Origin of the sequence: Nocardiopsis sp. MG754419, from assembly GCF_018207095.1 — a bacterium.
Classification (GTDB): domain Bacteria; phylum Actinomycetota; class Actinomycetes; order Streptosporangiales; family Streptosporangiaceae; genus Nocardiopsis.
In genome coordinates, this window is the sequence record NZ_QOCZ01000032.1 from 17,373 (window position 1) to 43,811 (window position 26,439).

Annotated in this window: 20 protein-coding genes and 3 riboswitches; of the genes, 9 read left to right on the forward strand and 11 right to left on the reverse strand. The window is 73.5% G+C overall.

The features are described 5' to 3' along the window. Window positions 1-7 precede the first annotated feature (7 nt). The 4 genes from DSY14_RS09095 to cobM are packed head-to-tail and all read left to right on the forward strand — an operon-like array spanning window position 8 to window position 3,817. Window positions 8-877 carry a nitrite reductase gene (locus DSY14_RS09095; RefSeq protein WP_211716049.1) on the forward strand — a complete coding sequence of 290 codons (870 nt, stop codon included), beginning with the start codon at window positions 8-10 and terminating at the stop codon, window positions 875-877. Continuing rightward, window positions 874-1,539: a precorrin-8X methylmutase gene (locus DSY14_RS09100; protein ID WP_211716050.1), complete on the forward strand. Its 666-nt coding sequence runs from the start codon at window positions 874-876 to the stop codon at window positions 1,537-1,539. The genes DSY14_RS09095 and DSY14_RS09100 overlap by 4 nt, the downstream gene beginning before the upstream one ends. Continuing rightward, window positions 1,536-3,050: a precorrin-2 C(20)-methyltransferase gene (locus tag DSY14_RS09105; RefSeq protein WP_211716051.1), complete on the forward strand. Its 1,515-nt coding sequence runs from the start codon at window positions 1,536-1,538 to the stop codon at window positions 3,048-3,050. Before DSY14_RS09100 ends, DSY14_RS09105 begins: the two co-directional genes overlap by 4 nt. Further along, on the forward strand, window positions 3,035-3,817 hold the full coding sequence (gene cobM, locus DSY14_RS09110; RefSeq protein WP_211716052.1) for a precorrin-4 C(11)-methyltransferase: 783 nt from the start codon (window positions 3,035-3,037) through the stop codon (window positions 3,815-3,817). The genes DSY14_RS09105 and cobM overlap by 16 nt, the downstream gene beginning before the upstream one ends. On the opposite strand, the gene cbiE is transcribed toward cobM, so the two are convergent. Further along, window positions 3,786-5,015 (reverse strand): precorrin-6y C5,15-methyltransferase (decarboxylating) subunit CbiE, encoded by a 1,230-nt coding sequence (cbiE, locus tag DSY14_RS09115; RefSeq protein ID WP_211716053.1) that lies wholly within the window; start codon window positions 5,013-5,015, stop codon window positions 3,786-3,788. The genes cobM and cbiE overlap by 32 nt on opposite strands. A 72-nt stretch (window positions 5,016-5,087) precedes the next feature. Continuing rightward, window positions 5,088-5,191, forward strand: a riboswitch (cobalamin riboswitch). A gap of 44 nt (window positions 5,192-5,235) precedes the next feature. Between cbiE and DSY14_RS09120 the strand changes: the two genes are divergently transcribed. From DSY14_RS09120 to DSY14_RS09130, 3 genes are read left to right on the forward strand one after another with little or no spacing between them, the layout of a single operon-like run. Further along, on the forward strand, window positions 5,236-7,332 hold the full coding sequence (locus DSY14_RS09120; protein WP_374223995.1) for a VWA domain-containing protein: 2,097 nt from the start codon (window positions 5,236-5,238) through the stop codon (window positions 7,330-7,332). After that, complete coding sequence (gene cobO / locus DSY14_RS09125) at window positions 7,332-7,946, forward strand: cob(I)yrinic acid a,c-diamide adenosyltransferase (protein WP_211716054.1); 615 nt, start codon at window positions 7,332-7,334, stop codon at window positions 7,944-7,946. The genes DSY14_RS09120 and cobO overlap by 1 nt, the downstream gene beginning before the upstream one ends. A 59-nt stretch (window positions 7,947-8,005) precedes the next feature. Continuing rightward, complete coding sequence (locus DSY14_RS09130) at window positions 8,006-10,486, forward strand: cobyrinate a,c-diamide synthase (protein WP_211716068.1); 2,481 nt, start codon at window positions 8,006-8,008, stop codon at window positions 10,484-10,486. Between the two features lie 23 nt (window positions 10,487-10,509). On the opposite strand, the gene DSY14_RS09135 is transcribed toward DSY14_RS09130, so the two are convergent. From DSY14_RS09135 to DSY14_RS09165, 7 genes are all read right to left on the reverse strand, one after another. Beyond that, on the reverse strand, window positions 10,510-11,229 hold the full coding sequence (locus tag DSY14_RS09135; protein WP_211716055.1) for a cobalt-precorrin-6A reductase: 720 nt from the start codon (window positions 11,227-11,229) through the stop codon (window positions 10,510-10,512). Continuing rightward, window positions 11,226-12,716: a cobyric acid synthase gene (locus DSY14_RS09140; protein ID WP_211716056.1), complete on the reverse strand. Its 1,491-nt coding sequence runs from the start codon at window positions 12,714-12,716 to the stop codon at window positions 11,226-11,228. The genes DSY14_RS09135 and DSY14_RS09140 overlap by 4 nt, the downstream gene beginning before the upstream one ends. Further along, window positions 12,713-13,438 (reverse strand): precorrin-6A synthase (deacetylating), encoded by a 726-nt coding sequence (gene cobF / locus DSY14_RS09145; protein WP_211716057.1) that lies wholly within the window; start codon window positions 13,436-13,438, stop codon window positions 12,713-12,715. The genes DSY14_RS09140 and cobF overlap by 4 nt, the downstream gene beginning before the upstream one ends. Next, a complete protein-coding gene (gene cobN / locus DSY14_RS09150; RefSeq protein WP_211716058.1) occupies window positions 13,435-17,025 on the reverse strand; it encodes a cobaltochelatase subunit CobN in 3,591 nt (1,196 codons plus the stop codon). Before cobN ends, cobF begins: the two co-directional genes overlap by 4 nt. Before the next feature lie 34 nt (window positions 17,026-17,059). Continuing rightward, window positions 17,060-17,199, reverse strand: a riboswitch (cobalamin riboswitch). Between the two features lie 13 nt (window positions 17,200-17,212). Beyond that, window positions 17,213-18,031 (reverse strand): ABC transporter ATP-binding protein, encoded by an 819-nt coding sequence (locus tag DSY14_RS09155; RefSeq protein WP_211716059.1) that lies wholly within the window; start codon window positions 18,029-18,031, stop codon window positions 17,213-17,215. Then, window positions 18,028-19,044, reverse strand: a complete 1,017-nt coding sequence (locus DSY14_RS09160; protein ID WP_211716060.1) for an iron ABC transporter permease — start codon at window positions 19,042-19,044, stop codon at window positions 18,028-18,030. The genes DSY14_RS09155 and DSY14_RS09160 overlap by 4 nt, the downstream gene beginning before the upstream one ends. Further along, window positions 19,041-20,069 (reverse strand): ABC transporter substrate-binding protein, encoded by a 1,029-nt coding sequence (locus DSY14_RS09165; protein ID WP_211716061.1) that lies wholly within the window; start codon window positions 20,067-20,069, stop codon window positions 19,041-19,043. Before DSY14_RS09165 ends, DSY14_RS09160 begins: the two co-directional genes overlap by 4 nt. 60 nt (window positions 20,070-20,129) lie before the next feature. Then, window positions 20,130-20,343, reverse strand: a riboswitch (cobalamin riboswitch). Between the two features lie 165 nt (window positions 20,344-20,508). Between DSY14_RS09165 and DSY14_RS09170 the strand changes: the two genes are divergently transcribed. Further along, on the forward strand, window positions 20,509-21,342 hold the full coding sequence (locus tag DSY14_RS09170) for a DUF1206 domain-containing protein (RefSeq protein ID WP_249187565.1): 834 nt from the start codon (window positions 20,509-20,511) through the stop codon (window positions 21,340-21,342). Between the two features lie 6 nt (window positions 21,343-21,348). On the opposite strand, the gene DSY14_RS09175 is transcribed toward DSY14_RS09170, so the two are convergent. From DSY14_RS09175 to DSY14_RS09185, 3 genes are all read right to left on the reverse strand, one after another. Further along, window positions 21,349-22,374, reverse strand: a complete 1,026-nt coding sequence (locus DSY14_RS09175; protein ID WP_211716062.1) for an acyltransferase — start codon at window positions 22,372-22,374, stop codon at window positions 21,349-21,351. Window positions 22,375-22,693: 319 nt separating this feature from the next. Then, a complete protein-coding gene (locus tag DSY14_RS09180; RefSeq protein WP_211716063.1) occupies window positions 22,694-23,134 on the reverse strand; it encodes a hypothetical protein in 441 nt (146 codons plus the stop codon). A 255-nt stretch (window positions 23,135-23,389) separates the two neighbouring features. Then, window positions 23,390-25,006: a BCCT family transporter gene (locus DSY14_RS09185; RefSeq protein ID WP_211716064.1), complete on the reverse strand. Its 1,617-nt coding sequence runs from the start codon at window positions 25,004-25,006 to the stop codon at window positions 23,390-23,392. A gap of 228 nt (window positions 25,007-25,234) precedes the next feature. Between DSY14_RS09185 and DSY14_RS29435 the strand changes: the two genes are divergently transcribed. Next, window positions 25,235-25,924 (forward strand): GntR family transcriptional regulator, encoded by a 690-nt coding sequence (locus DSY14_RS29435; protein WP_307851172.1) that lies wholly within the window; start codon window positions 25,235-25,237, stop codon window positions 25,922-25,924. Window positions 25,925-26,439 lie beyond the last annotated feature (515 nt).

Below are 26,439 nucleotides of genomic sequence, written 5' to 3' on the forward strand. Positions count from 1 at the left end.
GACACGCATGCCCGATGCGCTCCGCACGCGGCGTGACCGCTGCCCCGGCGTACTCAGACCCTGGCCCGCCGACGACGGGCTCCTGGTCCGCCTCCGCCTCGTCGGCGGACGGTTGCCCGCGCATTCCCTGCGCGCCCTGACCACCGTGGCCGAGCGGCACGGCGACGGCCGTGTCCACGTCACCGGTCGCGCCAACCTCCAGCTCCGCGCCCTGCCCGGCCACGAGGGGGACCTGGATCCCGAGGTGCTGCGGGCGCTGGAGCACACCGGCCTGCTGCCCTCGCGCACCCACGAGCTGGTCCGCAACATCATGGTGTCCCCGCGCACGGGTACGCCGACGCACGGCCGCGCCGACCTGCGACCGGTCGCCACGGCCCTGGACGCGGCGTTGCGCGCCGCACCGCATCGCGCCGCGCTGCCCGGACGTTTCCTGTTCGTGCTGGACGACGGGACCGGCGACCTGCTCGACCGCACCTGTGACCTGGGGATCGTCGCGCTCGACGCGCACACATTCCAGCTCAGGATCGGCGACGGGTGGGGACCGACGGCCCCGCTGGAGGAGGCCGCCACCCTGCTCGTGGACCTGGCGGACGACTTCCTGAGCCTGCGCGGCGAGGGACCCACCGCGCCGTGGCACGTCACCGAACTCCCGACCCCGCTCACCGCCCCCGCGCCCCGGGATCCGCGGGTGCCGGAGCCCGCACCGCCGTTGCCGTACGGCCCGCTGCCCGACGGCGGCCGCCACGTCCCCGTGGGCGACGCGGGTCTGGGGCGGTCCGACTCCGAGGCCCTGGTCGAGGCGGCGCTCACCGCCGCGACCGACGAGCTCGTCGTGACCCCCTGGCGGGGCGTCCTCGTTCCCGGGAGGGCCCGATGAGCGCGCCCCGTCGCCCCCGACGGCACTACGAGTACGTCGATGACGGACCCGCGATCTACGTGGACTCCTTCGCCACCATCCGCCGCGAGGCCCGACTCGATCACCTGCCCGCCAACGCCGAGCGGCTCGCCGTGCGCATGATCCACGGGACCGGCCAGGTCGAACTCGCCGACGACCTGGTGGTCCATCCCGCGCTGGTGCCCGCCGCGCGCACCGCCCTGGAGGCGGGGGCTCCGATCCTGTGCGACGCCACCATGGTGGCCACCGGGGTCACCGCGAGCCGCCTGCCCCGCGACAACGACGTGCTCTGCTTCCTCGGGGATCCCCGGACCCCGGGGTTGGCCCGCGACTTCGGCACGACGCGCACGGCGGCCGCCGTGTCGCTGTGGGAACCCCTGCTCGACGGTGCCGTGGTCGCGATCGGGAACGCGCCGACCGCGCTGTTCCACCTGCTGGAGATGGTGGCCGACGGGGCGCCCCGCCCGGCCGCCGTCATCGGGTGTCCGGTCGGTTTCATCGGTGCCGCGGAGTCCAAGCAGGCCCTCGTGGAGTTCGCCGAACGACACGGCGTCGACATCCCGTACGTGACCGTCCGAGGACGCCGCGGAGGGTCGGCGATGACCTCGTCGGCGCTGAACGCACTCGCGAAGGAGCAGGAGTGACCGGACGTTTCCACGGGGTCGGGGTGGGCCCCGGCGACCCCGAACTGATCACCCTGAAGGCGGCCCGCCTCATCGCCGAGGCCGACGTCGTGGCCTACCACGCCGGGGTGGGCAAACAGTCGAACGCCCGCCGGATCGCCGCCTCGTTGATCCCCGCCACCGCGGTGGAGGAACAGCTCACCTACCCGGTCACCACCGGAACGACGGACCACCCGGGGGGCTACGCGGGCGCGCTCGCCGACTTCTACGAGGAGTCCGCCGCACGGCTGGCCCGCCACCTCGACGCCGGCCGCGACGTGGTGCTGCTGTCCGAGGGCGATCCGCTGTTCTACGGCTCGTACATGTACATGCACGACCGGTTGTCCGAGCGCTACGCGACCGAGGTCGTCCCCGGGGTGCCCGCCTTCGGGGCCGCCGCAGCGGCGGCCGCGGCCCCGCTGGCCCGGCAGACCGACGTGCTCACCGTGCTGCCCGGGACCCTGCCCGAACCGGAGCTGGCCCGCCGTCTGGCGGACACCGACGCCGCGGTGATCATGAAACTGGGCCGGACCTTCCCGGCCGTGCGCCGCGCGCTGGAGTCCGCCGGCCGGCTGGAGCACGCCGTGTACGTGGAGCGCGCCTCCATGGGCGGCGAGCGACGGCTGCCCGTGGCCGAGGTCGACCCCGGATCCGTACCGTACTTCTCCCTCATCCTGGTCACCGGGGACAGCCGCAACGGCAGGCGGTCCCGGGACCGGACGGAGCCCCGACCCGCGACCGTGGAGGGCACCGACCCGGCCGCCGAACTCCTGGTCGTCGGCCTGGGCCCCGGCCCCGAGCACTGGCTCACCCCCGAGGCCGACGCCGCGCTGGCCGAGGTCGACCACGTGGTGGGTTACGGGCCCTACGTCGACCGCGTCCCGCAGCGCCCCGGCCTGACCCGGCACGCGTCCGGCAACACCGTGGAGATCGACCGCGCGCGGCTCGCCCTCGGGCTGGCCCGCGACGGCGGGCGCGTGGCCGTGGTCTCGGGCGGGGACGCCGGAGTGTTCGGCATGGCCACCGCCGTGTTCGAGGCGGCCGAGGACCCCGCCTTCCAGGACGTCCCCGTGCGGGTGCTGCCGGGCGTCAGCGCCGTGCAGGCGGTGGCGGCACGGGCGGGCGCCCCCGTGGGCGGGGACTTCGCGGTGATGAGCCTGTCGGACCGGCTCAAGCCCTGGGAGGTGATCGAAGGTCGTCTGCGGGCCGTCGCCGAGGCCGACATGGCGCTCGCGATCTACAACCCGGCCTCTCGTGCGCGGATCGCGCAGATCGCCACCGCCCGCGACGTCCTGCTGGAACACCGCAAGAGCGAGACCGTGGTCGTCATCGGCCGCGACGTCGGCCGCGAGGGCGAGTCCCTGGAGGTGACCACGCTCGGTGGGCTCGATCCGGCCGCCATCGACATGCGCTGCCTCATCATCGTCGGCGCGTCCGGAACCCGCGTGTCCCGGACGGGCCGTGTGTGGACGCCCAGGTGGGTGCGGACGTGACCGTGCACTTCGTGGGGGCCGGTCCGGGCGCCGCCGACCTGCTCACCGTCCGCGCCACGCGCATGCTCGCCGCGGCCGACGTCGTCCTCTACCCGGGCACCTACCTGGACCCCGAGGTCCTCACCCACTGTGCGCCCGACGCCGACCTGGTGGACACCCAGGGCCTGGACCTGGACCGCATCACCGAGCGGCTGGTCCGCGCACACGCCGCGGACCGGGACGTCGTGCGGCTGACGTCCGGTGATCCGTCGCTGTACTCGGCGCTGTCGGAGCAGACCCGGCGGCTCGACGCCCACGGTGTCCCGTGGGACGTCACACCGGGGGTCCCCGCCTATGCGGCGGCGTCCGCGCTGGTGGGCCGGGAGCTGACGGTGCCGTTGGTGGCCCAGTCGGTGGTGCTCACCCGGACCGCCGCACGGTCGACCGCGATGCCCGAGAGCGAGTCGCTGACCGCGTTCGCGGCGACCCGGGCCACGCTGGTGCTGCACCTGGCGATCCGGCGGGTCCGCGCGCTCATGGACCGGATCGTCTCCGAGTACGGCGACGACTGTCCCGTGGTGGTCGTGTACCGGGCCAGCCAACCGGAGGAGACGGTCCTGCGCGGCACGGTCGCCACCATCGCCGATCGGGTGGAGGAGGCGGGACTCCGGCAGGCGGCGGTGGTCCTGGTCGGCCGTGCGCTCGACCCCGAGGGCGGCGGCGAATCCTTCCTGTACGACCCGGCGCGACCCCGCCTCAGCGCTCCGTCGTCAGGAACCACTGGGTGACGGTGCGGGCGGGGGTCCACCCGGTGAACGTGCCGATGGCCGCGGTCGTCTCGACCGCGATCCGGGTCAGTTCCCCGCCGTGGCGCCGGTAGGCGTCCGCGAGCAGGTGCTCGGTCTCCAGCGTCACTCCGTGCACCACGAGTCGGCCGCCCGGGCGCAGCGCGTCCAAGCAGGCGTCGAGTACGCCCGGTCGGGTCGCGCCGCCACCGAGGAAGACCGCGTCGGGCGGGGGCGGCCCGGTCAGTGCCTCCGGTGCCCGTCCGTGGATCACGCGCAGCCCCGGCACGCCGAGCCGGTCCGCGTTGCGCCCGATCCGCTCGGCGCGCGCGGCGTCGGCCTCCACCGCCGTCGCCGTGCACGAGGGGTGCGCCCGCATCCACTCGATGCCGACCGAGCCCGCACCCGCCCCCACGTCCCACAGGTGCCGCCCCGGCGAGGGCGCCAGCCGTGCCAGCGCCGAGGCGCGCAGATCCCGCTTGGTGAGCTGGCCGTCGTGCTCGAACGCGTCGTCGGGCAGCCCCGTCGCCAGCCCGTACCCCGCCGGGCCGAGCGGTTCCAACGCCAGGACGTGCAGTGGGGGCACCTCGGTGGGAGGGGCGGCGAGCCAGTCGTGCGCCGTGCCCGCCCGACGCGACTCCGTGGTGGCGCCCAGGTCGCCGAGCACGGTCATCCGAGTGTCGCCGCGCCCCGCGCCGACCAGTAGGGCAGCGACCGTCGCGGGCGTGGTGGCGTCCGACGAGAGCACCAGGACGCGACGGCCCGGCTCCAGGACGCGCATCAGCAGGTGCGGATCACGCCCCACGAGGGTCACCACCTCGCACTCGTGCGCCGGCCAACCCATCCGGGCCCGGGCCAGCGCGACCGACGAGACCGCCGGTTCCACCCGGACCGCGTCCGCTCCGAGCAGGTCGATCAGTGTGGCGCCGATCCCGGACACGAGCGGGTCACCGGAAGCGAGCGCGACGACGTCACCGTCCCCGAGGGAGGCGAGCAGGTCCGGCAGCCCCGCCCGCAGCGGGGAGGGCCACAGTCGACGCCGCTGCTCCGGCGCCTCCGGCAGCATGGCGAGGTGGCGGTGCCCGCCGAGCACGGTGTCGGCGGCCGACACCAGGCGGCGCAGCCTCTCGGGCACACCCTGCCATCCGTCGGCGCCGACGCCGACGACGGTGATTCGGGGAGGGGACGTCTCGACCTTCATGGGCAGGACGCTATCGTGGCGGCCGAAGGTGTGAGGTGCCCCTGCGGCCCAGCCATCGGAAACGGTGGGGACGGCGGCCGGGGAGAATCTGGGAAGCCCGGTGAGACTCCGGCACAGGCCCGCTGCGGTGAACCGAGCCTCCGTACAGGAGGACTCGGCAAGTCCGAAGACCGGCCCCGCACCCGCCCATGAACGGTGGCGCAACGAGCGGGAGCCTCACATGCCATTGCGGACGTCCCACTATCCCTTCTCCGCGATCGTCGGCTGCGACGCCGAACCACTCGACGACCTCGGTCTGGCCCTGATCCTGGCCAGTGTCTCGCCGGAGATCGGCGGTGTGCTGGTCCGCGGCCAGAAGGGCACCGCCAAGTCCACCGCGGTGCGGGCCCTGTCCTCCCTCCTGCCCCCCGTCGAGGTCTACCGGGGCGACCGTTTCTCCGTGGACCCCGCCGACACCGCGCAGGAGTCGCCGGACGGCCCCTTCCCCGCCGGCACCGCCGTGGAGCACCGCCCGGTCCGCCTCGTCGAGCTTCCGGTCGGCGCCACCGAGGATCGCGTCCTGGGCTCGCTGCACCTGGAGCAGGCGCTCACCCACGGCCGGGTCGCCTACGAACCGGGGCTGCTGGCGCGGAGCCACCGCGGGCTCCTGTACGTGGACGAGGTCAACCTCCTCCACGACCATCTGGTCGATCTCCTGCTGGACGCCGCCGCGACCGGCCGCGTGACCGTGGAACGCGACGGGTTCTCCGTGGAGCACGCCGCGCGCTTCCTGCTCATCGGCACCATGAACCCCGAGGAGGGTGAGCTGCGCCCGCAGCTGCTCGACCGGTTCGGGCTCACCGTCGAGGTCGCCGCGCCCTCGGACCCGGCCGCCCGTGTCGAGGTGGTCCGCCGGCGCATGGCCTACGACTCGGACGCGGACGCCTTCGCGGAGCGCTACGGAGCGTCCGAGAAGGCCCTGGCCGGGCGCATCGCGGCGGCGCGGCAGACCGTCCGGAACGCCCGCCTGTCCCAGGCCGCCCTCCTGAAGATCGCGGAGGTGTGCGCGGCCTTCGAGGTCGACGGCCTGCGCGCGGACATCGTGACGGCGCGCACGGCGTTGGCGCACGCCGCGTGGGAGGGTCGGACCTCGGTGACGCGCGCGGACATCCGCCGCGCCGCCCTGCTGGCCCTGCCGCACCGGCGTCGACGCAACCCCTTCGACGCGCCGGGGCTGGACGAGGAGCTCTTGGACCGGATCCTGGGGGACGAGGAGCCCCCGCCGGACGACCCCGAACCCCCGACCGATCCCGCACCTCCGACCGGCTCCGACGAGCCCGGCGCGGACACCCCGGAGACCGACGGCGGACCGGAGGCCGAGGGTCCCGACACCGATGGCCCCGAGGGCGGGCCCGCCGAGGCCCCGGACACCGATCCCACCGGACCGGAACCGCCCCCGGCCACTCCGCAGGACGTGGAGGGGGCCGCGGAGTCCGAGCCCGATGAGGAGGAACCCCGACCCGGGGCGGGCACCACGGTCGGGGCGAGCACGCCCTACCGCCCGCGGACGTTCACCGTCCGGGGCACGGGGGTCGGCGCCGACGGCCGGCGCAGTCGCGCCCTGGGCACCCGAGGCCGCCGGATCGGGGCCACGCCGCCCGGCCGGGGCGCCGGGACCTCGCTCCACCTGGTGGAGACCGTCAAGGCCGCGGCCGGCCGCCCGCACGGCGGTGGGCGGATCGGTCTGCGCCCCGACGACCTGCGCGTGGCGGTACGCGAGGGCCAGGAGAGCAACCTGGTGCTGTTCTGCGTCGACGCCTCCGGCTCCATGGCGGCGCGCAAGCGCATGGGCGAGGTCAAGACCGCCATCCTGTCCCTGCTCCTGGACGCCTACCGTCGCCGCGACAAGGTCGGTCTGGTGACCTTCCGGGGCGCCGAGGCCGCACTCGTGCTCCCGCCGACCCGTTCGGTGGACACCGCCGCCGCCCGCCTCGACGCACTGCCCGCCGGAGGGCGCACGCCGCTCGCCGAGGGTCTGTTGGAGGCGGCGCGGGTCCTGCGACGCGAGCGTCTGCGCGACCCGAGGCAGCGCCCGCTCCTCGTCCTGGTGACGGACGGCCGCGCGACCGGGGGCCGGGGCTCGGTCGGCCGTTCCCAGGCCGCCGCCGACCACGTCGCCGAACTGGGGGTGGACACCGTCGTCGTGGACGGCGAGTCCGGCCCGCTGCGGCTGGGGCTGGCCGTCGACCTCGCCGCCCGCCTGGGCGCCGAGCACCTACCCGTCGGCGAGGTCAGCGCCGAGGCGCTGGGCAACGCCGTGAGAGAGAGGGCCGCCTGATGCCTCAGGGTCAGCCGCTCGTCGTTCCGGACGACGGGCTCACGACGCGGCAGCGCCGCAACCAGCCCCTGTTCGCCGTCCACACCGGGGACGGCAAGGGCAAGTCGACCGCCGCGTTCGGCCTCGCGCTGCGCGGCTGGAACCAGGGCTGGCGGATCGGCGTGTTCCAGTTCGTCAAGTCGGCGAAGTGGCGCATCGGCGAGCAGACCGTGCTCGAACGCCTGGGACGGCTCCACGAGGAGACCGGCGAGGGCGGCCCGGTGGAGTGGCACAAGATGGGCTCGGGCTGGTCCTGGAGCCGCCGCCAGGGCACCGCCGAAGACCACGCGGCGGACGCGGCGGAGGGCTGGGCGGAGATCAAGCGTCGGCTCACCGAGCAGACGCACGACCTCCTCATCCTCGACGAGTTCACCTACCCCATCAACTGGGGCTGGGTCGACGCCGACGACGTCGTGGCCGCGCTCCGGGACCGTCCCGGGCGCCAGCACGTGGTGATCACCGGCCGGCGCGCGGACGCGCGGCTCGTGGAGGCCGCGGACCTGGTCACCGAGATGGCCAAGGTCAAGCACCCGATGGACGCGGGCCGCAAGGGCCAGCGGGGGATCGAGTGGTGAGGACCCCGGCGGCCTCCGGGCCGACGGCACCGCCCCGTTCGACCCCCCTGCCACGGGTGATGATCGCCGCGCCCATGACCGGGCAGGGCAAGACCACGATCGCGACCGGGCTGATGGCCGCCTTGGTCGACGCCGGGCTCGCGGTGAGCGGCCACAAGGTCGGCCCGGACTACATCGATCCCGGCTACCACGCGCTCGCGACCGGCCGCCCCGGCCGCAACCTCGACCCCCACCTGGTCGGCGAGGACCGGGTCGTGCCGTTGCTCCTGCACGGCGCCCGGGGCGCGGACGTGGCCGTCGTCGAGGGCGTCATGGGGCTGCACGACGGGCGGATCGGCACCGACGGGTTCGCCTCCTCCGCGCACGTCGCGACCCTGACCCGCACACCGGTGGTCCTGGTCGTCGACGTGTCCCGGATGTCGCGGTCCGTGGGCGCGTTGGTGGCGGGGATGGCCGACTTCGACCCCGCGGTCGAGGTCGTCGGCGTGATCCTCAACAAGGCCGGTTCGGCGCGCAACGTCGCCGAGATCACCCGCTCGGTACGGCTTCCGGTCCTCGGCGTGGTCCCGCGCGACGAACGGATCGCCAGCCCCTCACGGCATCTCGGCCTCGTCCCCGCCTCGGAGTACGAGGGTTCGGCCCGAGTGGTCGCCCGCCTCGGCGCGCACATGGCCGCCCACGTCGACCTGGACGCTCTGGTGGAGGTGGCCCGCGCCGCCCCGGCGCTGGACGGCCGCCCCTGGGAACCGGCGACGGAGGTGCGCTCCCCCGACGGAGGCGACCGCCCGGTGGTGGCCGTGGCCGGGGGTCGGACCTTCACCTTCCGCTACACCGAGACCGAGGAACTGCTCACGGCCGCCGGCTGCGCGGTCGTCCACTTCGACCCGCTCACGGACACCGCCCTGCCCGCCGGGACCCGGGGCGTCTACCTGGGCGGCGGGTTCCCCGAGGTGCACGCGGACGGGCTCGCCGCGAACCGGAGCCTGCCCGCCGCGCTGCGCGAGGCGGTGCGCGCCGGGGTCCCGACCGTCGCCGAGTGCGCGGGTCTGCTCTATCTGGCGGAGTCGCTCGACGGTCACGCCATGGCCGGGGCCGTCCCGGCGCACGCCCGGATGACGCGAAGGCTCACCCTGCGCTACCCGGAGGCGCTCGCGCCGAGGGACACGCTGCTGACCCGGGCCGGGGAACGGGTCACCGGCCACGAGTTCCACCGCACGACCCTCGACCCCGGGCGGGGGGACCTCCCTGCCTGGGAGATCGACGGCGCTCCCGAGGGGTTCGCCTCCCCCACCCTGCACGCCTCCTACCTGCACGTGCACTGGGCGGGGCACCCGCGGCTCGCGACGCGGTTCGCCGACGCCGTGCACGCGTTCGCGGCGACGGACCCGTCATCGCGGGCACCGGGACGGACCGGCCCGGCCCCCTCGGCGCGCTCGACCCCGGACGACCCGCCCCCCGACGACGGGACGGCCACCTCACCGCGCACGGAGCCGGTCGCCGACCCGCTGCGCCACCACGGAGACGTCGAGGCCCGTGGCGGTCTGCTGGACTTCGCCGTGAACGTCCACCCGGGCGAGCGGCCCGCCTGGCTCGACCGGGCCCTGCGCGCGAGCCTGGACGAGGTGGGCGTCTACCCCGACGAGACCCCCGCCCGCGCGGCCCTGGCACGGCGGCACTCCCGACCGCCCGCGGAGGTCCTGCCGACGGCTGGGGCCGCCGAGGCGTTCACCCTGATCGCCCGGGCGCGACCGTGGCGGCGACCGGTCGTCGTGCACCCCCAGTTCACCGAGCCGCACGCCGCGCTGGACGAGGCCGGGCACACGGTGACCACGGTGCTGTGCGGGGAGGACGACGGTTTCGTCCTGGACCCCGCACGTGTGCCCGAGGACGCCGACCTCGTGATGGTCGGCAACCCCACCAATCCCACCGGGGTGCTGCACCCGGCCTCGGTCCTGCGCGGGCTGTGCCGCCCCGGACGGCTGGTCGTGGTCGACGAGGCGTTCATGGACGCCCTGCCCGGAGAGCCGGAGTCCTGCGTCGGTGATCGGATCCCGGGCCTCGTGGTGCTGCGGAGCCTCACCAAGCACTGGTCGATACCCGGGGTCCGCGCCGGCTACGTGGTGGGTGAGGCGACGGTGGTGCGCGAGCTCGCCCGGGTCCGCACGCCCTGGTCGGTGTCGACCTCCGCGATCGCCGCCATGATCGCCTGCTCGACCGGTGAGGCGGGCGTGGAGGCGCAGCGCCGGGCACGGGAGCTCGACGACCGGCGCGCGGACCTGGAGGCCGGACTGCGCGCGACGGGGATCGCGTTCGTCCCCTCGCGGGCACCGTTCGTCCTGGCCCGGGTGGGCGAGGGCGTCCACGCGCGGCTGCGCGATCAGGGCATCGCCGTGCGACGGGCCGACACCTTCCCCGGTCTGGACGCCACCTGGGTGCGTGTGGCCGTGCGCCCGCCCGAGGCGACGCGCACACTGCTCGCCGCCCTGGCGCGGGCGGACGGGAGCGACACGGGCCACGAGGGCCGACCCAGCGGCCCCTGAACGCCCGCGGGCCTCGCGGGGGCTCAGCCCAGCTCGGTCACCCACGTGAACGCCGAGGACACCTCGTGGACGGTGGGGACGCCCTGCGGCCCCGGCGGACGTCGCACCACCACGACCGGCACGCCCAGCAGGGCGGCGGCCGCCATCTTCGGCCACGTGTAGACACCACCGGAGTCCTTGGTGACGAGCACGTCCGCCCGGTGCCCGGTCATCAGTTCCCGCTCACCGTCGAGGCGGTACGGGCCCCGGCCGGTCACCAGCCGCCAGGCGACGGGCGGCGCGACGTCGGGCACGTCCACCACCCGGGCCAGCACCGCGCGCTCCCCCAGCGCGGGGACCAGACGCGGCAGTTCCTGGCGGCCCACCGTCACGAACGGGCGCTCGCCCAACGCTGCGGCCCGCTCCGCCGCCTCCTCGTGGGTGTCGGCGTAGTGCCAGGCCGGGTCCGGTTCCCACCCGGGCCGTTCCAACCGCAGCAACGGCAGGTCCGTACAGGCGGCGGCCGCGTTGGCGGTCATACCGAGGGCGAACGGGTGCGTGGCGTCCACGACCGCGTCGTAGTCGGCCAGCGCCGCGCGGAGTCCGGGGACCCCGCCGAACCCGCCGATGCGCACCCGGCCCACGGGCAGGCGCGGCCTGGCCACGCGTCCGGCGAGCGAGGTGGTCACGTCCATCCCTTCGGCCACCAGGAGCTCGGCCAGCTCACGGGCCTCGGACGTGCCTCCGAGCAGGAGGAGTCTCACAGTGCGCTCCCCGGGCCGAGCAGGGGCGGAGGCGCGGATGCTCCATCGCGCGCCAGGTCCAGCAGCGCGTCCACGTCGAGGTGGCGCTCGGCGAGGTCGGCCAGCAGGTCCATACGCCGCTCACGGGCTCCGGCGAAGTCCACTCCGGAGGGCGCGTGCCCCAGGGTCCGGGCCAGGAAGGCCGACCGGAAGGCGTCGCCCTCCAGACTCCCGTGCCACATGGTGCCGTGGACCCGCCCCGAACGCGCCCCGCCGGGGAACGCCTCCGTGCCCGATCCCACCGTGACGCGGCCGTGGTGGATCTCGTAGCCGCCGACGGGGACGCCCCACACCTCGCCGGAGGGCAGGCGGAGGGTCTTGTCGGACGTGAAGTCGGTGCGCACGTCGAGCAGCCCCAGACCGTCCACGCACGAGCCCGGCGCGGCCTCGACCCCCTCGGGGTCGCTCACGGTCCTTCCGAGCATCTGGAACCCTCCGCAGACCCCGAGCAGCGGCCGTCCCCGCCGGACGTGGTCGGTGAGGGCGACGTCCAGTCCCCGCGCGCGCAGCCAGGCGAGGTCGGCGAGGGTCGAGCGGGTACCGGGCAGCACCACCAGGTCGGCGTCGGCGATGTCGCGGGGTCCGGAGGCGAAGACCACGTCGAGTCCGGGTTCGAGCCCGAGCGCGTCGACGTCGGTGAAGTTGCTGATCCGGGGCAGGCGGACGACCGCCACACGGTGGACGGCGCCCGCACCGGCCCGGCGTCCGTCGAGGTCCAGCGCGTCCTCGGAGTCCAACCACAGGCCCGGATCCCAGGGCAGGGTCCCGAACACCCGGCGCCCCGTGCGCCGTTCGAGATCGTCCAGCCCGGGCCGGAGCAGGTCGGGGTCGCCTCGGAACTTGTTGACGACGAACCCGGCGAGGAGGTCCTGGTCGGCGGGTTCCAGCAGCGCCACGGTCCCGTACAGGGCCGCGAACACCCCACCCCGATCGATGTCGCCGACCACCACCACGGGCATCCCCGCGTGCCGGGCCAGCCCCATGTTCACGTAGTCGCCCGCGCGCAGGTTGATCTCGGCGGGGCTGCCGGCCCCCTCGGCGACGACGACGTCGTAACGGGAGGACAGGTCGTCGAAGGCGGCGTGCGCGGCCTCGGCCAGGTGACGGCGGCCCGCCTCCCAGTCGGCGGAGGAGACCTCGCCGGCCGGGTGTCCGAGGAGCACGGCGTGGCTGCGCCGATCGCTGCCCGGTTTGAGGAGCACCGGGTTCATGGCGGGCTCGGGGACGGCCCCGGCGGCCGCCGCCTGGACCCACTGGGCCCGGCCGATCTCGGCCGGTCGGCCGTCCGGCCCGTGGCAGACCATCGAGTTGTTGGACATGTTCTGCGCCTTGTACGGCGCCACGCGCACACCGCGCCGGGCCAGGGCCCGACACAGGGCGGTGGTCACCACGCTCTTGCCCGCGTCGGAGGTGGTCCCGGCGATCAGCAGGCCGCCCGGCCCGCTCACGAGGCCCGCCGCAACAGCGCGGTGTCCATCACCCAGCCGGCACCGTCCCGGGCCCGCCGCCGGGCCGCGTCGATGTCGGGCCGCACGTCGCCGAGCCTGCCGGCGACCAACTCCTCGGAGGCGGTGCCCAGATTGGCGCCCCACCAGATCGTCCAGTCCTCCAGGCCCTCGAACCCGTGCCGGCCGCCGAGCATGACGACCAGGTTGTCCTGGCCCGCCTCGACGGCCTCGCGCAACCGCCGCGCCGGGGTCACGTGCACTGGACGCCCGACCTCGTGCAGCACGATCCCGTGCCGCGCCGCCAGGATCTGGGGCGCGCTGATCCCCGGCAGCACGTCGTACTCCACGGGTGTCCGGCCGCGCGCGGCGATGCGCTCCACGATCCGCAACGTGGAGTCGTACAGCGAGGGGTCGCCCCAGACCAGGAAGGCCGCGGTGCCGCCGCGCTCGACGAGCACCCGCTCGAACGCGACCGCCCTGGCCTCGTGCCAGTCGGCGACCGCCGCCGGGTAGTCCGCCGGGTCGTCCCGGTCGCGTTCGGGGTCGGCCACGGTGACGAGCGGTACCCCGAAGGCGTCGCAGACGCTCCGGCGCAGGGCCAGCAGCCCGTCGTCGTCGCGTTTGCGGACCGCGACCGCGTAGTCGCACCCGCGCAGCGCGTCGGCGACCTCCACGGTGACGTGCCGGGGGCCCATGCCGATCCCCAGGATCCGGACCCTCACTCGGACCTCTCCTCCAGGTCGCCCTCGACCTCCAGGTAGACCTCCTGCAGGGCGAGCATCGTCGCCGGGTCGGGTTCGGCCCACAGACCCCGCCGCGCGGCCTCGTGCAGGCGCTCGACGATGCCGTGCAGGGCCCACGGGTTGGAGCGGCGCAGGAACTCCTGCGTCTCGGCGTCCAGGACGTACTCGGCGGCGAGCTTCTCGTACATCCAGTCGTGGACGACCCCGGCCGTGGCGTCGAACCCGAACAGGTAGTCGACCGTGGCCGCCAGCTCGAACGCGCCCTTGTACCCGTGGCGGCGCATCGCCGAGATCCAGCGCGGGTTGACCACCCGCGCCCGGAACACCCGGGCGGTCTCGTCGGCGAGAGGCCGGGTGCGGACCGCGTCGGGGGTGGTGGAGTCGCCCACGTAGGCCTTCGGGTCCTGGCCGGTGAGGGCGCGCACCGTGGCGATCATGCCGCCGTGGTACTGGAAGTAGTCGTCGGAGTCGGCGATGTCGTGCTCGGCGCTGTCGATGTTCTTGGCCGCGACCTTGATCCGCCGGTAGTTGGCGCGCATGTCGTCCGCGGCGGGGACACCGTCGAGGCCGCGCCCGTAGGCGTAACCACCCCAGGCCGTGTAGACCTCGGCCAGGTCGCGGTCGTCACGCCAGTTGCCGGACTCCACCAACTGGAGGATGCCGGCGCCGTAGGACCCCGGAGCGGATCCGAAGATCCGGGTGGTTGCGCGCCGCTGGTCGCCGTGGTCGGCCAGGTCGGCGCGCATGTGGGCGCGCACGTGGTTCTGTTCCTCGGGTTCGTCGAGTCCGGCGACGAGGGTGACCGCGTCGTCCAGCATCGCGACCACGTGGGGGAACGCGTCCCGGAAGAAACCGGAGATGCGCACCGTGACGTCGATGCGCGGACGGCCCAGCTCCTCCAGGGGCACGACGGCGAGCCGGCCGACCCGGCGTGAGGCCTCGTCCCACTCCGGACGGACGCCGAGCAGGGCCAGGACCTCGGCGATGTCGTCGCCGGAGGTGCGCATGGCGGAGGTCCCCCACACCGACAGGCCGACCGACTCCGGGTAGGTCCCGGTCTCCTCCAGGTGACGGCGCAGCAGCGACTCCGCCATCGCCTGTCCCGTCTGCCACGCGAGCCGGGAGGGGACGGCCCTGGGGTCGACCGTGTAGAAGTTGCGGCCGGTCGGCAGCACGTTGACCAGCCCGCGGAGCGGAGAGCCGGACGGGCCCGCGGGGACGAACCCGCCCCGGAGGGCGTGGACGACGTGGTCGAGTTCGTCGGTGGTCCGGGCCAGCCGCGGCACCACCTGGGTGGCGGCGAAGGTGAGAACGGACCGCACCCCGGGGTCGTCGTGCAGGGTCGCGGCGGCGGCCGGGTCCCAGTCGGCCGCCTCCATGCGCTCGACCAGGCCGCGCGCCAGGGCCTCCACCTCGTCGACCTCGGTGGTGGGGGCGTCCTCCTTCAGTCCCAGGGCGGAGCGCAGGCCGGGCACGGCCCCGCCGACCCCTCCCCACACCTGGGCGGCCCGCAGGATGGCCATGACCAGGTTGATCCTGGCCTCGCCGTCCGGCGCCGCGCCGAGCACGTGCAGACCGTCGCGGATCTGCGTGTCCTTGATCTCGCACAGCCAGCCGTCGACGTGCAGCAGGAAGTCGTCGAACTCCTCGTCGTCGGGGCGCTCGTCCAGACCCAGGTCGCGGTGCATCTCCGCGGCGCGCATCAGGGCCCAGATCTCACCGCGGACGGCCGGGAGTTTGGCCGGGTCCATCGCGGCGATGTTGGCGTGCTCGTCGAGCAACTGCTCCAGACGCGCGATGTCGCCGTAGGTCTCGGCGCGGGCCATCGGCGGGATGAGGTGGTCCACGACCGTGGCGTGCGCGCGCCGCTTGGCCTGCGCGCCCTCCCCCGGGTCGTTGACCAGGAACGGGTACACGAGCGGGAGGTCGCCCAGGGCGGCGTCGGTGGCGCACTCGGCCGACAGGGCGGCGTTCTTGCCCGGGAGCCACTCCAGGGAACCGTGTTTGCCCAGGTGGACCACGGCGTGGGCGCCGAACCCGTGCTCCAGCCAGCGGTACGCGGCCAGGTAGTGGTGGCTGGGCGGCAGGTCGGGGTCGTGGTAGATCGCGATCGGGTTCTCGCCGAAGCCGCGCGGGGGCTGGACCAGGACGACGACGTTGCCGGCGCGCATCGCCGCCAGGACGAGGTCGCCGTCGTCGTTGACGTACAGGCGCCCCGGGGCGGGGCCCCACTTCTCCTCCATGGCCTGCTTCAGCGCGTCGGGAAGGCCCGCGGTCCAGGCGGCGTACTGCTCGGGGGTGATGCGCACGTGGGCGTCGGTGAGCTGGGCGGACGTCAGCCAGTCCTCGTCCTGCCCACCGGCGTCGATCAGGGCGTGGATCAGCGCGTCGCCCGCCTCCGTCTCGTCGGCCAGGTCCAGACCGGGCAGGTCCTCGGGGGCGCCGAGGTCGTACCCCTCCGCGCGAAGACGGCGCAGCAGGCGCACCAACGAGCGGGGGGTGTCCAGACCGACGGCGTTGCCGATGCGCGCGTGCTTGGTCGGGTAGGCGGACAGGACGACGGCGACGCGCTGGTGGGCCGCGGGCACGTGCCGCAGCCGGGCGTGCGCGACGGCGATGCCGGCCAGGCGGGTGCAGCGCTCGGGGTCGGCGACGTAGCGGGGCAGACCGTCCTCGTCGATCTCCTTGAAGGAGAACGGCACGGTGATGATCCGGCCGTCGAACTCGGGGATGGCGATCTGGGTGGCGGAGTCGAGCGGGGTGACCCCGTCCTCCGACTCCTCCCAGTCCGCGCGCGGGCTGGTCAGGCACAGCCCCTGGAGGACGGGGATGTCCAGCGCGGCCATCCGCTCCACGTCCCAGGCCTCGTCGTCGCCCCCGGCGCCGGCGGACGCGGGGACGCTGCCGCCGGCCGCGAGCACGGTGACCACGAGCGCGTCGAGGTCGCCGAGCGCCTCGTAGAGGTCGTCGGGGGCCGAACGCAGCGATCCGGCGAAGACGGGGACGCCCACGGCCCGGCCGGTCGCGTCGACGGCGTCCGCCAGGGCGTGCGCGAACGCGGTGTTGCCGCCGCTCTCGTGGGCCCGGTAGTAGAGGATGCCCACGCGCGGCAGCTCGGGGTCCCGCGGTCGCTCGCGCGTGGTGAAGCCCCACAGAGGGAGGGCCGCCGGGGGTTCGAAGCCCTCTCCGGTGAGCAGGACGGTGTCCGACAGGAACGCGTGGAGGCGGCCGAGGTTGGTCGGGCCGCCCTCGGCGAGGTAGCGGTGCGCGTCGGTGGCCACGCCCATGGGGACCGTGGAGTGCTCCATGAGTTCGGCGCTCGGCTGCTGTTCGCCGCTGAGGACGACCAGGGGCGTGCCGCGCTCGCGGACGGCGTCGAGGCCGGGCCACAGGTCGTGGGAGGAGCCGAGCAGGCGCACCACGACCAGGTCGGCGCGTTCGACGGCGGTGGTGAGTTCGGTGTCGGAGGCGCGGGCGGGGTTGGCCCACAGGTAGGCGGCACCGCTGGCCCGCGCGGACAGCAGGTCGGTGTCGGACGTGGACAACAGAGCGATCCGTACCGTCATGGCCGGACTCCTCCCTCGGGGTTCTCGCCCCATCGGCGGTCGGACTGCTCGCGGCCAGTATCTGGCTGCACCCCGGGTCGGGGTGTCACAGTGGCGGAACCGCCCCGGAATCGCACCGGGTTCCTACGCCACGAGCAAAGGCATCTCACTTTAACCACGCGCGTTCCGGGCCGGACCGGCGGGGAGCTCACGAGGCGCCGGCCCGACCGGACGGGGCGTCCCCGCGCCGCAGGAAGCGCACCACCGGGCGGCCCGAGCCCGAGCCGACCTCCACCGGGACCCGGTAGACCTCGCCGATGAGCTCGGGGGTCAGGACCTCGGCGGGTGTGCCCTCGGCGATGGCACGACCGTCCCGGAGCACGACCAGACGGTCGCAGTACATCGCGGCCAGGTTGAGGTCGTGCAGGGCGATCACCGTGGTCACCGGCAGCCCCGTGACCAGTTCCAGCAGGTCGAGCTGGTACTGGATGTCGAGGTGGTTGGTGGGTTCGTCCAGCAGTAGCTCGCTCGGTTCCTGTGCCAGGGCGCGGGCGATCTGGGCGCGCTGGCGTTCGCCGCCGGACAGCGTGTGCCAGGACTGGTCCGCGTGGCCGGTGAGGCCGGTGCGTTCCAGTGCCGCCGTGACGGCCTCCAGGTCGGTGGCGGTCATGGTCGACCAGGGGCGGCGGTGCGGGATACGGCCCAGGGCCACGACGTCGCGGACGGTGAGTTCGGTCTGGGTGTGCGCGTGCTGCTGGACGGTGGCGACGCGGCGCGCCACGGCCCGGCGTCCGGTCCGGTTCAGGGGCAGGCCGTCCAGGGTGACCACACCGGACGAGGGGCCGAGCACCCCGGCGAGCAACCTGAGCAGGGTGGACTTGCCCGACCCGTTGGGGCCGAGCAGACCGATGGTCTCTCCGGGACGGGGCACGAGGCTGACGTCGTCGAGCACGAACCGGCCGCCGAACCCGAGACCGACCCGGTCGGCGCGCAGACCCTCCCCCGGGCCGGGAACGGAGTGGTTCACGTCTTCCTCCTCACGCGGTACAGCACGATGACGAAGGCGGGCACCCCGATGAGGGAGGTGACCACGCCCACCGGGATCTCCTGGGGGTCCAGCGCGGTCCGGGCGACCGTGTCCACCCACACCAGGAAGATCGCGCCCGCCACGGCCGTGATCGGCAGCAGTCGGGCGTGGGAGGAACCGGTGATCGCGCGGACGGCGTGCGGCAGGACCAGCCCCACGAAACCGATCGCCCCGGCGGCGCTGACCAGGACCGCGGTGAGCAGGGCCGTGGCGCTGAGCAGCAGCACCCTGGCCCGGTCCACCCGCACGCCCAGGTTGGCGGCGGCCTCCTCGCCGAAGGCGAAGGCGTCGAGGGTGGTGGTGTTGGCCAGGCACACCAGGAGCACCAGGAGGAGTACCGCGCCGCACACCAGCACGTCGGTCCACCGGGCTCCGCCGAGCGAACCGAGCAGCCAGAACAGGATCCCCCGGGTGGTCTCCGCGTCGGCCGAGGTCAGCACGATGAACGAGGTGAGCGCCGAGAACAGCTGCATGGCCGCGACCCCGGACAGGACGACGCGGTCCATGCTTCCGCCCAGGCTGTGGCTGAGCAGCATCACCATGGCGAAGGAGATCAGGGCGCCGACGAAGGCCCCCGCCGAGAGCGACACGACGCCGACCCCCCAGCCGAGCACGATGACGGCGACCGCGCCGGTGGAGGCGCCGGAGGAGACCCCGAGCACGAAGGGGTCGGCCAACGGGTTGCGCAGCAGGGACTGCATGACCGCCCCGCACAGTGCGAGGCCCGCGCCGCAGACCGCGGCGAGCAGGGTGCGGGGCGCCCGGAGGTTCCAGACGATGCCCTCGCGCAACGGGGGCAGGGGGCTCTCGCCCCACCCCGCACGGGCGGCGGCCGATCGCCAGACCTGGCCCGGGGTGATGTCGGCGGGGCCGATGGTCACCGCGACGGAGACCGACAGTGCCAGGAGCACCAGGCCCCCGACCATGAGCAGCGCCGGACGCGCCGAGGTCACTGGGTGTACCCGAGATCGCGCAGACCGTCGGCGACCAGCTCGACGCCCTCGACGGTGCGGATCGCGGGGTTCATCGCCTGACCGCTGAGCAGGATGTACCGCTCCTCCCGCACGGCGGAGAGGTTGCGGGTGGCCGGGTTGGACTCCAGGAAGTCGATCTTGGCCTCGGCGGTCTCCGCGGTCTGGGACTCGCGGGTCAGGTCGCCGAGGACGATGACGTCGGGGTCGCGGTCGGCGACGGTCTCCCAGTTGATCTGGGGCCATTCCTCGTGGGTGTCGTCGAAGGCGTTCTCCGCGCCGATCGCGTTCGTGATGGCGCCGGGGGCACCGCAGCAACCGGCGAGGTAGGGGGACTCGGCGTTGGCGAACCAGTACATGAGGTTCACGTCCGCGACGTCCAGGTCCGCGGTGGCGGTGTCCACGCGTCCCCGGAGCTCGTCCACCAACTCCTCACCCCGGTCCGGCACTCCGAACACCTCGGCCAGGTCGTGGATCTCGCCGTAGACCACGTCGAGGGTCAGCGCCTCGCTCCGGGAACCGTCACCCCCGCTCTCGTTGTCCTTGCCCGCGGCGCAGTCGCTCGGGGAGAGGTAGGTGGGCACGCCCAGATCCTCGAACTGCTCCCGGGTGGCGACGCCACCGGGGCCCAGTGTGGCGACGAAGGACGCGGTGACGAAGTCGGGTTCGGACTCCAGGACCCGTTCGAAGGAGGGGGCGTTCTCGGCCAGCCGCGGGATGCCCTCGTCGGCCTCCTCCAACCCCTCCATGATCGGATCGGTCCAGGTGGCGGTACCGACGATCCGGTCCTCCAGCCCCAGGGAGAGGAGGATCTCGGTGGTGCCCTGGTTGAGGGAGACGGCCCTCTCCGGGGGTGCGTCGAGGGTGATCTCGTGACCGCAGTTCTCCAGGGTGGGGCCGCGGCCGGCCTCGACCGGACCGTCCCCGTCCGCGGGTGACCCGCAGGCGGTGAGCAGCAGTGTGGGCACGAGAAGGAGGACGGGGGGAAGGAGCGCGTGGCGCGACATAGGTATGCCTTGGATGTCGGGGCTCGAACGCGGAGCCTGGCATGGAGTCTCCCGCCGCGGGGGTGACGCGGCGGGGCCAGCAGGTCTTCGGACTCGGGTTCACCCGGACGAGGTGCCTTCCCGGGTCGGTTCCGCGTCGACCCTCGGGTCTTCGCGTACCCGCCCCAGTGGCGTCAGTACCCCGCCCGTCCCCCTCACCGCTGCGCGTCAGTTCCGGATTCGCACCGGATTCCCTGACCACGTACGTGGTACGACTGGCCCCTGGAGACTACCAAGGGGTGTCCGAAGTGTCCCGCCCAGGAGGCCGCCGATCCCGGGCCCGGCCCGGCGGAATCACCGCCGTGCACGCCCGACCGGAGACGGCACCACCGGGCCGACCACTTAACGAAACGTCGCATTAGACCCGTTTCCTCCCGCTTTCCGGGGGCACCTCTGCGCCATGAACGCTTCCTCCAAGGCACGCAGGGCACGGGCCACCGGCCGACGCGCGGGCAGACGGGCCTCGCACAGCCGGTGGCTGCGCGTCCTGGCGGGTCTGGGCTTCGCCGCCAAGGGTCTGATCTATCTGACGGTGGGGTACATCGCGCTGCGCATCGCGTTCGGCGAGGACCCCGGTGAGGAGGCCGACAACGGCGGCGCGCTCCAGATCATCGCGCAGGGCACCGGGGGCATGCTCCTGCTCTGGGCGATCGCCGTGGGTCTGGCCGGGTTGACCCTGTGGCAGGCCCTGGTCGCCGTGGTGCGCTCGGGCACGGCCGCGCAGCGGGCCGGTGCCGCCGCCCGGGCCGTGACCTGCGCGGTGCTGACCACCGCCATCGCGACCTTCCTGCTGGGTCGAGGCGCTCCGGAGAGCCAGGACGGTCAGTCGAAGGAACTCACGGCGCAGCTCATGGAACTGCCCTTCGGTCGCTGGATCGTGGGGATCATCGGGGCCGTGGTGGTCGCGGTCGGCGTCCACCAGGTGTGGAAGGCGCTGACCCGACGGTTCACCCACGAGCTGGCCCTGGGCGGTACCAGGCGCCCGACGCGTCGGGCGGTGGTGATGACCGGGACCCTCGGCATCACCACCCACGGCCTGGTCCTGGGCATGGCCGGGGTGTTCTTCGTCCAGGCCGCCCTAGCCTTCGACGAGGAACGGGCGGAGGGCCTCGACGGCACACTGCGCGCCTTCTCCGAGACCGCGGCCGGCCCCTACGCCCTGGTCGCCGTGGCGGTGGGCGTGGTCCTCTACGGGGCGTACTGCTTCTGCCAGGCCCGCTGGCAGCGCACCTGAGCCCGCTCAGACGGTGGCGCGGACCAGGGGGATGCGTTGGGCGATGGCCACCAGCACCAGGCTGATCACGGCGGTCGCGACGGCGTACCCGGCCGCCACGAGCACGCCGATGACCCCGTCCGGGGTACCGCCGAGGTCGCGCAGCGTGTACAGCACCATCACGTGGACCAGGTAGACACCGAAGCTCAGCCCGGAGAGCCACCGGACCGCCCGTTCGGTGGCCAGCGCCATGGGCCCCTCGGCGGCGGCCAGACGCAGCCCGGCGGCGCGCAGCGACAGGTAGGCACCCACGCCGGCGAGGATCATCGGCGGGGAGAGGAAGTCGTAGAAGTACTCACCGCCCGCGCCCCACTCGCCGGCCACGAACGTGGTCGCCGCGGCACCGGCGATCGTTCCGGCGACGCCCAGGATGAACGCGGCGAGACCGAAACGGGTGACCCGCGGTCCGGGTTCCACCGTGAACAGCAGCCGGCCCAGCAGGTAGTAGCCGAGGAACGGCACGAAGCGCGTCACCGCGGTCACCCCGCCGACCCCGTCCATCAGGGACAGCAGCTGGTCGACGACGCCCACCGCGAGCGCCACGCCCGCGAACCACCACAGCCCGTTGCGGGAGGTGTGTGCGACCACCGTCCGCAGGAAGGGCGTGAACAGGTACAGGCCCGCGATGACGTACAGGAAGTACAGGTGGATCGACGGGGAGCCCGTGGCGGCCTGGGTGAGGGCCTCGGTGAGGCTGATGCCGTCGCGCCACTGCATCCAGATCAGATAGGCGGCGGTCCACACGAACAGGGGGACGCCGATCTTGGCCCAGCGCTTGCGGTAGAAGTCGGCCACGGGTTCGTCCCGGGGCCGGAGCAGCAGAGCCCCGCTGATCATCACGAACACGGCGACGCACCAGCGCAGTCCGGAGTCCAGGACGTGCGCGGTCCACCAGTCGTACCCACCGATGTCGGTGTAGGTGGTACTCACGAACGGTGAGTAGGCATGCACCACGATGACCGCGGCCATGGCGGCCACGCGAGCGAACTCCATCCACGAGGTCGGTGCAACGGAGGGGGCCGGCGCGGGCGCTTGGGTGAGGGCTCTGTCTACTCGCACCCCCTACCGATATCATTTCGTTATAGACGAGTTCAACCCGGAGAGGGGTGGAGATCGGTGGCGACCGCCCGGTCGGGCGGCGCACTCCGGTCCCATGGGTCCCAGAGTAGCGGTTCGTTTCCGCCATCGTGCCCGCTCAGCGCCGGTGGCGGGTGCGGGGACCCCACCCGGCGACGGCTGCGTGTGATCTCCCCCATGAGGGGTCCGTGAAACCGGACGACGCCGGCGCGTGGCCCGTTCCCCGGGCCCGCGCTCATTCCATGTCGACCCGCGGCCCGTGTGGCCCCGGGCTCCCAGCGGTGAAGTACGTGCGCGCTCCGGGCGTGAACATCAGCCCCGCCGTGAGGAACGCGAAGGCGGCCACGCCCACGGCGCTCACACCGAGCACCGGCGTCGTGACCATCAGGACCGTCGCCGCGGCCCCGAACAGGACGTTGACCCCGACGACGCCCGGCCGGGCCACCGGGAGACCGGCGAAGACGAGGACGAACAGCACGGCGGCGGCGACCGCGTAGGCGAGGGAGAACGCGGCGCGGAGGAAGACGATCGCCGGGAAGTCCGGAAAGTCCGGGCTCTCCATCTGGAACATCCCGTTGCGGAGGACGAGTCCCCCGACGAACACCTGGTAGAGGCCGATCAGGACCAGCATCACCTGGATGACGGGGACGCTCCCGGGGATCGGTCGCAGGTTCATTCTCACTCCCATCGCGTTCGTCCGCTGTCCCTCCACGCTAGGACCACGTCGGGGACGGCGCATCGCCCCAGGGGCCGGATCCTCCGTCTCGAAAGGAGGTTCCGCCGCTCCCCCGCCCCCGACCATCGGCCCATCGGGCGGGCCACCGAGCGCGGGGCCGCGGCGCCCCGCACACGCGAACGCGCGCCCCGGGACGAAACGTCCGGGACGCGCGTTCACGACGGCGCCGAGGCGCCCACCCGAGGCGGGCCTCGGTCAGGAGCGCTCACTGCCTTCGAGGTCGGGGTCGGCGTCCGGGTCCGCCGACGCGGTCGTGGCGACCGACCCGGTGGGGTCCGTCGCCGCGATCGGTTCGGCGGGCGCCCGCACGGCGGCGGGGTCCTCGCGCAGGTCGCGCCAGAAGCTCATGACCACGCCCACGATGACGATGACGAAGGGCGCGGAGGCGACGATGACCGTCTGTTGCAGCGCGGACAGGCCCCCGGAGAGCAACAGGATCACCGCCAGGGCACCGGTCATCGCACCCCACAGGAGCAGGATGGGCGTCCGCGGGGTCTCGGATCCGTGGGTGGTGATCATGCCGAGCACGTACGTGTTGGCGTCGGCTCCGGAGACGAAGAACAGCACGGCGAGGATGACCACCAGGGCGGTGGTGAGCACCGGAAGGGGGAACTCGGCCAGGGTGGCGTAGAAGGCGCTGTTGATGTCGGCGGCGGTCGCGCTCGCGATGTCGGTGCCGTGGTTCATGTCCAGTTCGATGGCGGCGCCACCGAAGACCGCGAACCAGGTGAAGAACGCGATGCTGGGCATGCCGAGCACCACCAGGACGAACTGGCGGATCGTGCGTCCACGGGAGATGCGGGCCAGGAACACCCCGACGAAAGCGCCCCAGGACACCCACCAGGCCATCATGAAGTACGTCCAGCGCTGGAGCCAGGCCACGTCGCCGAAGGCGGGCCCGCGCAGGCTCATGAGCAGGAACTCGTTGCCGTACCGCCCCACGGACTCCAGGAAGAGCGAGACCAGGAAGGACGTCGGCCCGAGGAAGAGGACGAACAGGAACAGCACCGAGGCGATCGACAGGTTGACCTCGCTGGTGTAGCGGATGCCCCGCTTGAGGCCCGTGGCCGCCGACAGGCTGAACAGGACCGTCACCACGATGACGACGATGACCTGGGTGTTGGTGCCGGTCGGTGTGCCCAGGAGCCGGTTGAGCCCGTTGTCGATCTGCAGGGCCCCGAGGCCGAGCGAGGTCGTGGTGCCGAACAGCGTCGCGAACACCGTGAAGACGTCGATGGCCTTGCCCAGGGGGCCGTCGGCGTGGCGTCCGAGCAGGGGCCGGAACAGGGCGCTGACGAGGCCGGGCCGCTTCTTGCGGTACATGGAGTAGCCGATCGCCAGCCCGAAGGCGGCGAAGATCGCCCAGGCGTGCAGACCCCAGTCGTAGAAGGAGTACTGCATGGCCACCACGGCCGCCTGCGGCGTGCCGGGCTCGGCCAGTCCGTGGGGCGGGTCCCACATATGGGACACGGGTTCGGCGATGCCGTAGGAGACCAGGCCGATGCCCATGACCGCGCAGAGGATCATGGCGATCCACGTGTGGGTGGCGAACTCGGGCCGGTCATCGTCCGAGCCCAGGCGTACGCGGCCGAAACGGCTGAACGCCAGCACGATCAGGAACACGAGCAGCACGAGAGGCAGCACGAGGTAGGCCCACCCGAAGTCGCGGGTGATCCGGTTCAGGCCGGCGCTCATCACCGACATCTGCTGGGTGGGCGCGACGACTCCCCAGATGACGAAGATGAGGGAGACGGCCAGGGAGACCCAGAAGACGGTCCCCACCTTCCCGCCTGCGCGGGTCGCGGCACTCACCGGAGCCACCGGTGGCCGGGATTCGGGTTGCGGGATGTGGTGCTCTCGAGCACGGGTTCTTGCATGGCAAGACAGCCTAATGATCTTGAACGACGGGAGTCAAGAAAGACCCTCTTTTGTGTGAATATGCACATCAGAGAGGTTCCGTAGGTCACGGATGACGCGTCTTGACACGCCACGCACGACAGATCTAGCTTCTGTTGTATACAAGAAGGCGAGGATGTGGGAGTGACCAGGACAGCGGACCCCGCGCAGGGACCCCGGACGCGTGTCGTCGACGAGCTGCGCGAGGCGATCATCAGGGGCCGCTACGGCCCGGGGGACTCCCTCTCCGAGGTGGTTCTGGCCGAGATCCACGGCGTCAGCCGCACTCCGATCCGCGAAGCCCTCAAGCAGCTGCAGGTCGAAGGGCTGGTGGAGGTCCGGTCGCGCGTCGGCACGTTCGTGCGCCGCCCCTCCCGTCGCGAAGTGGTCGAGCTGTTCCAGATCAAGGAGATGCTCGAAGGTCTGGGGGCGCGGCTTCTGGCGCTGCGGGGCGAGGTGGCCGAGACCGCCCTCCTGAGGGAGAACCTCCTACGCTCCGCCCACGCGGCGCGGGATCGGGACGTCGAGGCGTACTCCCCCTCGGTCCACGAGTTCCACGACCTGATCGTGCGCGGTGCCGACAATACTCGACTCGCCCACCACTACCGACAGCTGACGAACCAGCTCGCCTACCCCCGGCTGGTGACCGCCTCCCTGCGGCGCCCGGGGCGCCTGGAGGCGTCCCTCGGCGAGCAGCGGGCCGTGTTCGACCGCGTCGTCGAGAAGGACGGCTTCGGCGCGGAGTGGGCCATGCGCGACCACGTGCGCGCCCTGGAGCGCGAAGTGATGATGGCTACGGCCGCCGACCCCCTGCGGGACCGCCGGGACCCCTGAGGTGCTCGGGGCGACCCTCGACCCCGGGACGCCGAGGGTCGAGGACTCACGCGCCCATCGTCGGGCGCGCAGCCGGTCCCGGCGTCGACGCCTGAGGTGGGACGCCGCGACGGAGTCCCGCCACTCCGTGGCGCAGGCACGCCGATGGCAGCCGGAGCAGCACCCCCGAAGCATGTGAGCACCGCGACGGCGGGTGCCCGACGACAGTGGGTCTCGGCGGGCGTGCGGGTCGGCGCGGGCGACAGGCCGCACGCGCCCTCGGGGTGATCGTGCAGGGCTACCGGATCGTGGTCGCGGTGGCGTACCCACAGCGGCCCGGTCCTGTCCGTACGGGACATCTCGTTCCTCTCGGAACCCGCCTCCGTGCCCCGGACCCTCCGGGCGGACGGGCCGGATCGAGGCCCCCATGCGCGCCACCTCCTCGCCGTCCGCGCGCGCCACCGGCCCGTGAACGGTGGTCGCGTCCATCGACGCCACCCACCACGTGTGCGACCGTCACGCACGCGCCCGCCCCG